The sequence below is a fragment of the Sphingomonas sp. 35-24ZXX genome, assembly GCF_000786215.1.
GTDB lineage: Bacteria > Pseudomonadota > Alphaproteobacteria > Sphingomonadales > Sphingomonadaceae > Blastomonas.
Genome location: NZ_JROG01000011.1, coordinates 20156 through 32904 on the forward strand (window position 1 = coordinate 20156; position 12749 = coordinate 32904).

Consider the following 12749-nt stretch of genomic DNA (forward strand, 5'->3'; position numbering starts at 1 on the left):
GTGGGACTTATTCCAACAGACGGCGAGGCGCCGGTCCATCCGATCGAGGACGACCTCGTTGACGAGGCGGCGACCACCGCCGGGCGCACCTTGTCGGGGGTGCAGAAGAAGCTGCTCGCCTTTCGCGCCGACGATGGCTTCCGACCGGCCATGAAGGCCTCAGACCCGGCCACGCACATCGCCAAATTCAACCGCGAGGATCTTCCCACGATCGTCCAGAACGAACATCTTTCGCTCAGCCTGGCCCGCGAGCTTCTCGGCGAAGCCGATGTGACGCGCGCGCAGCTCGCAAAGCTGCCCGATATCGACGGGATCGCGCTTCTGGTCGAACGCTTTGACCGCCATGGCGAGGAGCGGCTGCGCCTGGAAGATTTCGCGCAAATCCTCAGCCGGCCACGAGGGCGAACCTTCGAAGGCAAGTATGACGGGAGCTACGAGGAGGCGGCCGAAATTGTGACCCGCTTTTCCGCGCGCGGACGGGTCGACCTCGACCGATTCTTCCGTCTTGTCGTCTTCAATCTGGTCCTAGGCAACGCTGACGCGCACCTGAAGAACTTCTCGCTGCTCGAACGGCCCGAAGGCCTGCGGCTCTCGCCCGCCTACGATCTCATTAACACGCTCGCCTACCCCGTCTACGACAGGATTACCGCGCTTTCGATCGGCGGACGCAAACGCGAGTTCGATACGATCGACCGCAGGATCGTCAACCAATTCGGTCTCGATATCGGCTTGCCCCGCGCAGCCGTCGAGCGCTCCCTTGCCGCGCTCGGCAAGGGGTTTGCGACTGCGCGCACGCTCGCGTTCGGGGACAAGATTCAGCCCGATGATTTTCGCGAAACCTATCGGAACGTCATCCATGGCCATGCGCAAAGGATCTTCACATGACCGACTGGCCGATCGATTGGCGCGCGACGGTCGACGAAGCCATTCGCCGCCGCAAGGAAGAAGGTCTCAGCCAGCGAAGCCTTGCCGCGCTGGCTGGCGTGAGCCTGCCGACAGTCAATGCGTTCGAGCAGGGCCAGATCAACTTGCGCTTCGAACGCGTAATCGCGATCCTTGAAGCGCTGGACCTTTTCGTGAGACCCGCCGACGAGGACAGCTTCGAGAGCTTCCTGTACAACTCGCGTCGCCGATGGGAGGGCCTAGTCGCACCACTGCCCTCCGATCACCCCTCGCGCCAACCGCTCGGGCACAGCGAACAGACCTACGCCATACTCGGCCTCGAGGACGTTCCTGCGCCAAGCCAGCTTCGAGAGCTTCTGACCGACATACCCAAGAGTTCCAGATGGGCCCCGTTCTGGGTTCCGACCCGGCCGGACCTACGGCCCGTCATCGAGGACGGTGCACTCGAATGCTGGTTGGGTCGGCCTGACGTCGACCGGCATTTTCGCGATGCGGCGCATAGCGATTTCTGGCGCGTCACGCGCGATCCATTCGCCTATCTCCAGCGCGGCTATCAGGAGGACGGTCCAGACAACCTCGAGCCGGGTACGATCTTCGACCTCACCTTGCCTATCTGGCGCACTGCCGAGTTCTTTCTGCATGCATTAAATTTCGCCCGCTTGCTGGGTGCCAGCGACACGACCGGAATCCGTTTCGTCGCTCGCTATACAGGACTCGAGGGCCGCGCATTGATTACCTGGGCAAGGCCTCTGCTGCGCGACGTTCTCGACCATCGGTTGCGCGCACGCTCGCCTAAGGTCGAACTCTCGACAGTAGCGCAAGTATCCGACCTTGAGCGCAATCTCGAGGATGTCATCCATAATTTCGTCGAACCGCTCTACGAACGCTTCGATGGTTACCGACCGTCGATCGCATTGGTAGCGGACCAGTTGTCCGAACTGAAGCGGCAGCCTGGTTTCGGCGCTCACGGAGGGTGAGAGGGGACCGTTCTGGGTCTCCAAAGAACTTGTCGCAGTGAACCGCCCCGGTGTGCCGACCGAGATGGCTGATCGCCTAAAGGCGCTCGAGTGCGAGAACCGTGAGTTACGCCAGGCCAACGAGATTTTGCGCAAGGCGTCGGCATATTTTGCCCAGGCGGAGCTCGACCACCCGTTTCGGAGATGACTGCCTTCATTGACGAGCATCGTGAGGTTTATGGGGTCGAGCCGATCTGCCGGGTTCTGCCGATCGCCCGATCCACCTATCACGAGCGTGTCGCTCAGCGACGAGATCCAGCAAGGCTATCGGATCGTGCTCGGCGAGATCGGGATCTGAAGCCCGAAGTGCTGCGTGTCTTTGCCGAGAACTTTGGTGTTTACGGCGTGCGTAAAGTCTGGCGGCAGATGAACCGCGAACGGGACGCGCTACTGATCTACTGCTTTGCCCGCAACGATTGACAGCTTACGGCTCAAAGCAGATATTTGATGCTTGCTGTCTGAGCGACCGGGTGTGGATCGCCGGCTGTCGAAGCGCTTTCAGTTCCGCTATATTTATGCTGAGCTATTAGCTGTGCCGCTCAATTCAGTACTCTCGCAATGCCCCCCCAAAAGGGGTGTCCTACCACGGTCCCTCTCCATAAAACTGTGTCAGCGCAACAACCCAAACTGGCTAGCCAATGCTGTCGCATTTGAGCTGAACAATAGCCGCAGCCATGCTGCCCCGGAGCCGTGTACGATGATGCAACGCACTCGAGACTTGTGGACTATCCTTACGGTCGGTTTGATCAGCATCTTTTGCTGCATCGGAGCGACGGGACCGGACGAGGGGCCTCCCTATCCGCAGCAGGTTGTGCACGGATACGACTATGCAAGCCCAAGGGTGCCGCGCGGTGACTGGAAACAGTGCCAGCAAATCTGCAACCGCAATGGTGCCTGCAAGGTCTGGTCGCTGATGTCGAACCCCGGGGAGTCCGACTCTCTGTGTTATCTCAAACATACGACCGGCCCTTTCGTGGCCTGGGCGACGATTGACAGTGGTATGCGCACGGCATCGGTTGAGATGGCAGCCGGCGCGCCGGAGCAGGGCTTTGGATATGAAGGCAACGACTCCCGGGACTTTACGACGCAACCGAACGATTGGCGAACCTGCGCAAAGGCCTGCGACGAGGACAGGAGTTGCAAGGCATGGAGCCTCTACACCCCGATGGGCGGCGCGCAATCCGGCTGCTGGCTCAAGAACGAGATCGGGCCGCTGAAGCCCGCACTGGACACCGTGTCGGGGCGCAAGTCGCAAGCTGCGGTGCTGGCGCAGTCGCCGCCGCCTGCGGCAGCGCAGCCAATCGCGGCAAGCCAGGTCGATCGGCCGCAAAAAGCGGTCGATCAGAGCATGCCACCGGGCTGGGAACGCTGGGAGGCGCAATGCGCGGCGGGCGATGCGGAAGCCTGTACCAATTTCGGCGAGCGGCTGCGGCTGGGTATCCGGACAGAGATTGACATGCCACGCGCTGTCCAAATGTTCCGCAAGGGCTGCGCCGCGAAGATCGATGTCGCCTGCGAAAATGGCGGGATACTGATCTGGAATGGCCGCTTCGGCGTCACCGAGAACGTGCCCGAAGCCATGGCGATGCTGGATACCGGATGCGACGCGGGATCCTGGCGCGCCTGCTCCGTGCTGGGCCGCATCTACACAAAGGACCAGAAGGGCATCGCGCCCGATATCGCCAAGCGCCAAGCCTATGAGCTCCGCGCGTGCCAGAACGGGTCTGCGCTAGATTGTGCGGTGGCGGCGCTCGATCAGACCGATATCCAGAAGACCATGACCCTGCTGGCACGAGGGTGCGACTTGGGGGATGCACTGAGCTGCCATTCAGCAGGCGTTCGGCTGAATACCGGCAAAGAGTTGCCCGCCAACCCCCCATTGGCTCGCCGGCTGTTTGCCCGCGGCTGCGATCTGGCCAAAAAGGGCAATTACTTTGACGCCTGCGTCGATCTGCTCCGGATGGACGATCCGCAGGCGAACCAGCCTGGCACCCGCGAACGGTTCGAGGACCTGTGCAACAGCGGGTCTGCCTGGAGCTGTAGCTGGGCCGCCCAGCTATCGATCGACCGCAAGGATTATCGAGCTGCGCTCGCCTGGCTAGGCAAGGCCTGCCTGGGCGAGATTGCCGAGTCGTGCCGGGCTGAAAAGGAGTTTGCCTCTTTCCTTCCCAAATACGAGCAGTGGCAGGACCAGGAGAAAGCCCTGGCGGAACGTGAGCGCGAACGGGAAGCCCGGATCAATGCGCTGCTGGCATCAGGCCAGGCCATTGATGCTGTGGCTGTCGCGATCCGGGAATACGGCAGTCCAGAACTTGTCGACAGGGCGCTGACCGGCGCTGGCAGCGCGGTGGCACAGCTCGACAACTTTACGTTCGACATTCTGATCATGCCCGGGTGGCGCGACCGCATGAGCCCTGGGGCGCGCGCGATCGTCGACAGCGAGTACCGCAGGCGCGGTCTTCATCTGGCACGCAACTACAGCACGATCACCAACACCCGCGATCTTCCGGCCCGTCCAACCCGCGGCAACAATTTCTCGATGTTCGATTTCGACCTGGCTCCTTCGGCGTCCAATGCCCAGAAGGCAGCCTATCATCAGAAGGAGGCGGAGATGTGCAGGCTGTACGGCGGATGCTGACGGCGTCTCGTGGCGAGTTCGCGATGGTTCTCCTTACCCAACTGGCGGCAGGTCCGACTCCTTTTGGCGGGACCAGACGGTAACGTAGTTGAAACTGATCGGCCGATCATGGTCGGGTGCTGCTGGAGGCGAGCCACATCGTGCAAGGAAGCGGACGGTCCCGGGCCAATCTGAGAATGGCGGGGTTCAGACATACCGGTCATTCGCTGGCCTTCGGAAGGCCCCCAACGTACGACACGAAGCAGAATGCTGGGTTCTGGCAAGCAACCGAGGGAAACCTGACACTGTCTCAGATGGGTCTGCGGCCTTGCCCACTGACAACCTACCGACATTGAAGCTTGCCACGTCAAACTAAGTCAGTCTCGCGGGCCAATGTCGCCGCAAATTGGAATTCATTTTTGGCTGTCGTCTGCGGGCAGGGTTAACTCTACCTGCCTAAACTCTCGCGCGGCAACAATCACCTCGGCTGCGTTGATCTCTCCGAAGCGGACCATGTAACGACCGGGTGGCAGCTTGTCAGATATGGCCTTGCCGTCAAAGGCTGTCCTGATCCGATATTCTGACGCAAAATCTGCGTGAACCAGTGTGATCACGATACCTGGCATTGAGTTGCCCTGGCTGTCTCGAACCAGAAGCTCCAGCTCACCGGTCGCCACGACCGGAAGATCGACACGCAATACTCCTCCGGCCCGAGGTACGACACGAACACCAGCGACGCTGGGAGAAATGTCGGGGTCTTCGACTGCAGAAAGATCGGGAACAAGCGCTACTTCGCGATCCATTGGCAAGTTCTCTATGAGAGTGGCCCCGTGTTCAACCTGCGAGCTTCCCCTTGGGAAGCTGGAGACTTCGGCGCCTTCGAGAATACTCTCGTCCGCCCCCATGCGACCGTCGCCATCACGATCTTCAAACACCCTGGCAATGACTGTACCGCCATTGCGCCGCGCATTTCTGCCCAGACGGACCCCGCCGCCCATCGGGGCTCGATCAATCGCAAACGACAGCGTCAAAAGTGCCGAGAACGCCTTGTTGGTGTCATCGAACCGGCCCTCCACGCCCAGCCGCAAGCCATTCCAGTCACGATTGGCAGATAATCCATAGCGATTTGAGGACTGCCGAAAGTCACGATTGAAATCTGCCGCCAGGAACCAATCCGTGAGCCTGAGTGCGACTTCGCCACCCGCCGTCCGCATCTGCACTTGAGGTGCTAAATCGACATCGATCAACGCCCGCAGCCGAAATGGCCCGATAGTGCCTGCCGCAGCAATACCGGCATCCACACGCCGGTCTCGCCTCTGTGCGTCCAGCGTGATGTCGCGGTAGGACAGGCGCGGTGTAATCGACAACCCCTGCCAGACGCTGCTTGCTCGAAAGGATGCGAAGCGATCCTTGGCTCCATCCGAGCGGCTTGTTTGGCTGCCGGACAGGTTCCACGAAATTCCTGCGATTTGACTGTCCAGGCTCAGATTGTCGCGGCTTTTCAGACTGACCCCGGGGCTATTGCGGTTTTCATCGCTGACAAAATTGCTGCTGTATTGGGTGCGATCCAGAGAAACGTTTATCCCCTTCCAGCCCGCCAGAATGCCGATGTTTCCCGCCGTGCCCCCGTTGATCTGATGCAGGACATTGCCGCTCACCAGCGCACTGCCGCCCAGCCTCCATCCAAACCCGCCTCCCAGATACGTTGCCTTGACCACGAAATCTTCTTCGCGTCTCGCAACATTGGCACTGATCGAAAGGCTCCGGGTCAGGCCATATCCCACCAACGCCTGGGCATGGAGGCCAGTAGGGTTGAACTGTACCGCACCATCGCCAAGACCGTTGTCGATTGCCCGCCGGGAATTGATATTGAGCAAAGAGCCACGGAACAGGGAGCGCCCCTGCTTGATCGCAGCCACAGAGTAAGTGAGCGTGCCCGGCGGAATCAGGTCGGACGAAATATCGATGGTCCGCAGCACCGTTTCCCGTTCGCCCGATGGTCCATAGAGCACGATCCGGAAGCGATTGCCGCCAAACAGCAACGGGACGGCCTGAAACACAAACCGACCATCGCTGCCGATCGTCTGGAAATTGAGCAGTTCGTTGTCGCGGTAAAGCTCTGCCTGCCAACCGGGAGGTGCATCTCCGACCAGGTCGGTCTGGTCAAACCGCCCGGCGGCATTGAGGCGACCTCGGCCGATCTGCATGCCGATCCCGCTGGCATTGCGCAACAACAGGGGGGCTGCCTGCAGGTTGATATCGCCCGCTTCGATAAAGCTGGCACCAAGTGGCCCGAACAACCGCCCTTCGGGATCCAGCCGGGCCAGGGTCAGCCGGGCATCAGCTCTGCCGGGCCGGCTATAGGATATGGCTGCCTGCGCACTTGTGCCGAGCAAATCAGCCTGCGCGAACACATTGGCCTGGCCAGCAAGCGAGCTGCCTTGCTGGGTCTGCGTCAGCAAAGAGAGATTGGCGGTGAGATAGGGCCAGGAAATCAGGCCAGGGCCTTTCGCCAGCCGGGGAAGGTCACTGTAATCCTCCTGACCACTGGATGTTCGAGCACTGCCCCGCCGAAGCCGCTCTTCCGAAGGCAGAAGGTATGGCGGCGCCAGAGTGATGACCTGCCGGTCAGGAAGAAAGGTCATGCCAAGTGCAAACCAGCGGTTGAGCGCTGTTCCTGAAACATGGGCTATGCCGTCGATCTGTCTTATGTCTCCGGGCTGCAATGGCTGGATGCGGTCGGCAACCTGAACCGTCCCGGCGACGATATCGAGTTTGAACGTCTGGGTTTCCCGCAGGAACCAGCCATTGGCCCCGGTGGCATCGACTTCAATACGGAAGCCGATAAGATCCATGGTCTCGGCATAAGGCATGTAGACCGTGCCGTCTGATGTCTGCCAGGCCAGGATATCCGGCGCGATCGTTGCCCTTTCCCGCAACAGCAACTCGACGATCCTGAGGTCAGCGTCACCTGCGTCTGGCGCTGCTTGCCATTGCCCGTGGACCGGGCTGGCCAAAAGCAGAAGCGGGCCCAGCCACGCCGCGCACCGCATCAGTCAATGGCGCGTTCAGCGATTACGTCGCCATCGCGCAGGCCGGGCAGCTCTTCAACATAGACGGCCTTGACGGGTTGCATCTTGCCAGTGATCTGAACCGGAAAGTTGCGCCGTGCCAGCGGCGGGGGAACAGACACTCCGCGCAACAGTCCGACAACGCTGCCATCGGCAGCAAGCAGCCGTATTGTGCCATAGTCTGACCGGGTGCCTGTTCGCGCGATCGTCACCTGCGCTGTGCGATTGGTGGCATCCGCGTTCAGAATAACCTTTTCGATCGCCGCGCCTCCGGTGGTATCGCCGATGCGAAGAAGAACCGGAATGGTCACGCGAAAATCCATGCCGACGCTTACTTCGACGGTGCGGTTGCCATTTTCATCCTCAGGCGCCGGCGTGTCGTCCACAGGTGCAACCAGCGGGATGGACGAAAACCGCATATGGCTGCGCAGTTCTCCAGCGGGCGTGCCTTGCGCTGGGCGTGCGATAATCTTGATCGCCTGACGCTGGCCCGGTGCGAGCGTCACCTGCCGCGGTGCATAGCGGATGTGCGGCAGTGCCGACCAGGCCGGGACATCGCCTTCCGCCGGAGTGTGCTGGCCGTTCTCATCAATCGAAAGGTCAACCGCCTCGATACGGTAGCTCACGGTTTCAGTGCTGCTGTTATAGATCATCACCTGACCGCCGCGGCTGCCTTCAACGACAACGCGGGTAGGCGAGATGGCCATGCCACCGAACGGCTGACCCGCATCGGCTGGAACCCCCTCGAAGCTCTCAGGCTTGGTTTCGACAGGTGCAGTGTCCTGTGCGTTGAGGCTGCCAGCCACCAAAAGCGCCGGCGCGAGAATGATCAACCGCATATGCATGATGCCTCGTAAAGAAAATCGAACCTCAAGCGGCCCACGACCAGTTCGGTCTGGTCAAAACTGGCGCTGGTATCGATGAGCAGCCGACCCCCGCTCACAAATGAAACGGTATTGTCCTGCGAGCAGACTGCCTGCTGTTCCGGCGAGCCAGTGGCTGCGTTCAGGAAGCCGAAATCCTCTGGCTCCGCCCGGAAGAAGACGCCTTCGGCTGCCAAGGGACTGTCGCCGCCGAAAAAGTCATACCTCACGGTGTTTCCAGCTTCACAGCCAATCTCCACAACGGCCCGGCTACTTGTGCCATGAAACTGGCAAACGTACGTTGATGCGAGAGTTGCGACGGAGGTAACTGCTCGTTCGCCGTCAAATCGGACGTGGTAATCGCAGCTGGTGGCACCGGTGTTCCCCGGTGCCGCTACCGGGCCAAATTGCAGGTTCGAGATGCTCTGAATCGACAGCACCGGCGGGGGGGCAGCCAACGTGGCAGTCGCATCGACGACGGCACTATCGCTGGTTTGCGCCTGTGCTTGACAGGGGAGCAACAAGGCCGCCAGGACAGAGGAAATTAATCGCAATTGCATTGCGGAGAGCCATAGAAGACGTCGAGCGTGACCCGCCCAACGACTGCATTGTCCTGCGCCACCGCGCCGGAACTGATCGTCAACTCGCCGCCGACATCGAGCAGGGCAGAGCCGCCTGAGCATAAGGAACTGGGCGCCGCCGGCTCAGCCTCACGAAACCCGATATCGGCAGACGTAATCTGAAAGCCAATCTGTTGGTTCTGAAGCGGCGATGAGATTTCGTAGGAGAAACTCACCGTCTCTCCCGCCTGGCACTGGATCGCGACCCGTCCGGCAGCCTGTCCGCTATCCTGAAACGCGCACGTCGTTCCGCTCGATGGCTGACCATCTGTGACAGAACTCATCTCGCCCAAGGGCCCAATGCGATAGCGGCAATAGCCGATGCCGGTTCCGGGCAGGCTCACCTTGCCAAACGACAGGTTCGACGATGACGAGATCGACAGCACCGGCGCTGGCGCATCAATTGTTGCCAGGGCATCGATTGTGACAGATTCCCGCTCGGATTGCGCCAAGGCTGGGTGGGAGATTGATGCGAATAGCATTGCTGATGCGACATGCCTGAAGTAAGCCATTAGTAATTAACTTCAATAGAGTACGTTCCGATCACTAGGGCGGTTCTACGGGGTGCATCATTGTTTAGATTATCTACAGATAAAACTGCGCCAAGCTCAAACAAATTCGATCCTAGGTCAGGATCGTTCCTGCAATTAATTGTCCCAGTTGACTGAATAACTATTGCATCACCGATCAATCTTTGAGAAGGATAATTGGTGATAGAAGTAGCTAACGATACTGATACGTGATTAATAAATGGTGTTGAATCTCTTCTAATACTTATCCGATAATTTATAGATCGACCGTTTTCGCATCTAAGTCTGACTAATCCAGTTGAGTGAGGCGATACAACACCGCAGCCGCCCCCAACGCCAGAGGTTCCATTAGGTCGAATTTGAGATACTCTCATTCCCGGATTAGGTGCCCCTTGAGGTGTAATTACATAGAAACATGTTGTTCCGACCTCTATTTGATTTGGTATGTTTACTCTTCCGAATGAAAGAGGCCGCTCAACAGTTAGTTCTAGAGGCGGCGGCGGTGCATCTTCCAGCACGACGCCTATGTTGACATTGGCCCTAGCGCTGATTTGTGCATGTGCATCAACGCTTAATATAGGATAAATCAATAATAATGCTGAAAAAAACTTTAGCATGGCATTATTCCTAAGGGACGCACTATACGTTGTCAAAAATTCAATTAATAGGTAACGTCAAATTGAATTGTTCCAACCTTGACATTAGACCCACGCGGCAATTTTTCGCCATTGTTGGTCACACGCAATAGGCCACCAAATTCAATGATGCTGTGCCCTTTTTCAGGGTCAAGTGCGCAAACAAAAGTCCCGTTGGAACTGCCTGAGCCGCCAAGCTCTATCGAATTTTCATTGGTCAGGTTTGAAGTGAAAGAGATACCTGAGCTAGCTCGTAAAAATTCAGCGCCCGATAGTCCTGCATTTGTGATTGCAATTTGATATTTGACAATGAGCGATGGCTGACAGGTGATTTGAACTGAAGCTGCGGTTGCAGGCGTTACGAATCTGCACCCGCCTTTGCCGGTCGGGTCGTTATTTGATGTCGAATTGATCTCGGTTATGACACGTCCACCTGGAACCAATCCTCTTGGTGTAACCCGATAAATGCACGTCGTATTGGGATCGAGATTGTTTGGAATTGTGACCCGGCCAAAGGAAAGTTCGCGTTCGATCTTGAGATCGATCGGAGGAAGCGCTGCATCTTCGAAACTGGCTGCCGCATCAATTCTGGAAGTGCTAGACGATTGGGCGATTGCCGGAAGCGGTGCCAGCAATAGCAGGCCAATCGAGCTTAGCCTGAGGCAGTGGCGAGTGCGGGTGTTTGTCATCTTAATAGCTCGCTTCTATGGTGATCGTGCCCACGTTCAGGCTCGATCCGCGGGTCAGGGTATCGGTGTTGATCAGGCTCAGCCGGCCGGCGAGCAGCAGGACCACTGTGGTGCTGGCATTGGCGGGCTGGCAAGGTATGTTGCCAGACAGGGGGATGACCCCTGAAGATTGTTCGCCTGCGCCGAGCGCGGGCAGATACAGCCCCGCACCGCCAGTAATGTCTTGCGCGAACGTCGATCCGGATAGCGACGCAGTCTGATAGGCCACCTGCAAGGTCACGGGCCTTGCGGTCTGGCAGGTCAGTTCGACCTGTGCAGTGCGCTGCGTTCCCTCGAACGCGCAACCCGACACAACAGGCACGCTCGCACCATTGGCATCCTTCTCTGTGACGCTTGCCAGCGTTCCGGTTGTTCCACTGGCCACGGCCTGCAACCGGTATTCGCACACGGTATTCGCGCGCAGCTTGCTGGGGATGACGACCGTGCCGAACTGCAGAGGCTGCACCACCCTGAACGCCAGCGGAACCGCCGGCGCATCCTTCAATGTGGCGGTGGCGTCGATTGACGTGGTGGCGGGCTGAGCGAACGCTTGCCCCGGCCAGATGCAGCTTGCCACAGTGGCGATCAAGAGGACGGACCGGCGCATCATGGATACGCCAGGCTGACGGTGATCCGCGCCACTTCCAGAACCTTGCCGACCGGCAGAGCATCATCGCGCCTGACAGCCAGCGTGCCACCGATGGAGAGCTCCATAGCTTCTGCTGCCTGGCCCGTTTTGCCCGGCTTGCAGGTTGTCGTGTGGTTCTTCACAAACTGGATCGTCGGATCAGCACCGGAAAGCGCGACAGGGCCCGTATCGACATACGTCAGGTTGGCAATCTTGGTTGATGCCACTCCGACTGCAATCGACATCTGCCGTCCGGGATCGCAGCGCACTTGAATATTGCCGGGACTGTGGCTGGCAGCGAGCGCCTGGCAGCCATTGGGCGTGCGCCCCGTTATGGTCGTCGGGGCATATTGGTCGCTGGTTTCCATGGCTGCGGATGCGGATGTTCCCAGCTGGTATGAGCAAACCGTATCCGGCTTTGCCTTGTTGGGGATCGTCACCCGACCAAAGGAGATTGGCTTGACCACCTGCATGTTCAGCGGAGGATCGGCAGCGACCTCCAGCACCACGATAACAGGTACAGTTTCTGTTGCGCGGATTTGAGCGGTCGCAGGGGTACTCGCCACTGCAAAGGCCAGTGTTGCAGTTCCGATCGCGAGGCAGCGATGGATTTCAATCATAGACAACCTCCAGCCTGATGGTACCAACACGCCCGGTAAATCCGGCACTTGCTTCTGGCGTGGTGACCAGACGCCCCCCGGCGCGCACCACAGTGCGACCATCACCGTCGCAGGGCAGGATTTGCATCGCAGAGCCCGCATTCGCGCCATCGACCGTCATGGGCAGTGCCGTGGCCGAAAAGACAGCGCCGGTCGGTGCCAGATTGGCGTGGATCAGCTCCATCCGCACCAGCGCGCCTGCGCCGCAATCAATCTCGAACGTCGCGGCTGTCGGAAATCCGGAGAGAAAGGCGCAGCGATTTTCGCCCTGTTTCGACGCAGTGCCGTCCGGAGCGATTTCATAGATGCACTCACCGCCATTGCTGACCGCGATGGTGCCAAAGCGCATACCCTCGCTCGCCACGATCACCATTGGCGTGACAAGCGTTGCATCGGCATCGATAGTTGTTTCCTGAGCAAGGACAGGCGACGCCATCAGGCCGAACAACAGGGTCAGACGCGAAAAGGACAACACAGCA

General features: G+C 59.2%; 12 protein-coding genes, 1 pseudogene and 1 other annotated feature. Of the genes and pseudogenes, 4 read left to right on the forward strand and 9 right to left on the reverse strand.

Annotation, left to right across the window (positions count from 1 at the left end; all coding sequences use genetic code 11):
* From LI72_RS17985 to LI72_RS18000, 4 genes and pseudogenes are all read left to right on the forward strand, one after another.
* Positions 1-885, forward strand: a complete 885-nt coding sequence (locus LI72_RS17985) for a HipA domain-containing protein (RefSeq protein ID WP_052130261.1) — start codon at positions 1-3, stop codon at positions 883-885.
* On the forward strand, positions 882-1880 hold the full coding sequence (locus LI72_RS17990) for a helix-turn-helix domain-containing protein (protein ID WP_033927360.1): 999 nt from the start codon (positions 882-884) through the stop codon (positions 1878-1880). Before LI72_RS17985 ends, LI72_RS17990 begins: the two co-directional genes overlap by 4 nt.
* Positions 1855-2297 (forward strand): annotated as a pseudogene (locus tag LI72_RS20565) (IS3 family transposase); the annotation flags it as partial. The gene LI72_RS17990 and the pseudogene LI72_RS20565, both read left to right, overlap by 26 nt.
* Positions 2022-2138: a sequence feature (AL1L pseudoknot), on the forward strand. (Overlaps the previous pseudogene by 117 nt.)
* A gap of 364 nt (positions 2298-2661) precedes the next feature.
* Positions 2662-4557 carry a PAN domain-containing protein gene (locus LI72_RS18000; protein ID WP_197051966.1) on the forward strand — a complete coding sequence of 632 codons (1896 nt, stop codon included), beginning with the start codon at positions 2662-2664 and terminating at the stop codon, positions 4555-4557.
* Positions 4558-4949: 392 nt separating this feature from the next.
* On the opposite strand, the gene LI72_RS18005 is transcribed toward LI72_RS18000, so the two are convergent.
* From LI72_RS18005 to LI72_RS18035, 9 genes are read right to left on the reverse strand one after another with little or no spacing between them, the layout of a single operon-like run.
* On the reverse strand, positions 4950-7553 hold the full coding sequence (locus LI72_RS18005; RefSeq protein ID WP_156139705.1) for a carboxypeptidase-like regulatory domain-containing protein: 2604 nt from the start codon (positions 7551-7553) through the stop codon (positions 4950-4952).
* A gap of 35 nt (positions 7554-7588) precedes the next feature.
* Complete coding sequence (locus tag LI72_RS18010; protein ID WP_033927363.1) at positions 7589-8446, reverse strand: hypothetical protein; 858 nt, start codon at positions 8444-8446, stop codon at positions 7589-7591.
* Positions 8437-9030 (reverse strand): hypothetical protein, encoded by a 594-nt coding sequence (locus LI72_RS18015; protein WP_156139706.1) that lies wholly within the window; start codon positions 9028-9030, stop codon positions 8437-8439. The genes LI72_RS18010 and LI72_RS18015 overlap by 10 nt, the downstream gene beginning before the upstream one ends.
* Positions 9015-9542 carry a DUF4402 domain-containing protein gene (locus tag LI72_RS18020; RefSeq protein ID WP_197051967.1) on the reverse strand — a complete coding sequence of 176 codons (528 nt, stop codon included), beginning with the start codon at positions 9540-9542 and terminating at the stop codon, positions 9015-9017. The genes LI72_RS18015 and LI72_RS18020 overlap by 16 nt, the downstream gene beginning before the upstream one ends.
* Before the next feature lie 59 nt (positions 9543-9601).
* A complete protein-coding gene (locus LI72_RS20160; RefSeq protein ID WP_156139708.1) occupies positions 9602-10237 on the reverse strand; it encodes a hypothetical protein in 636 nt (211 codons plus the stop codon).
* A 44-nt stretch (positions 10238-10281) separates the two neighbouring features.
* Positions 10282-10944, reverse strand: coding sequence for a hypothetical protein (locus LI72_RS20165; RefSeq protein ID WP_156139709.1), 663 nt, complete (start codon positions 10942-10944; stop codon positions 10282-10284).
* A 1-nt stretch (position 10945) separates the two neighbouring features.
* Positions 10946-11593 carry a hypothetical protein gene (locus tag LI72_RS18025; protein WP_033927366.1) on the reverse strand — a complete coding sequence of 216 codons (648 nt, stop codon included), beginning with the start codon at positions 11591-11593 and terminating at the stop codon, positions 10946-10948.
* A complete protein-coding gene (locus tag LI72_RS18030) occupies positions 11590-12231 on the reverse strand; it encodes a hypothetical protein (protein WP_156139710.1) in 642 nt (213 codons plus the stop codon). The genes LI72_RS18025 and LI72_RS18030 overlap by 4 nt, the downstream gene beginning before the upstream one ends.
* Positions 12224-12706: a DUF4402 domain-containing protein gene (locus LI72_RS18035; protein WP_197051968.1), complete on the reverse strand. Its 483-nt coding sequence runs from the start codon at positions 12704-12706 to the stop codon at positions 12224-12226. The genes LI72_RS18030 and LI72_RS18035 overlap by 8 nt, the downstream gene beginning before the upstream one ends.
* Positions 12707-12749 lie beyond the last annotated feature (43 nt).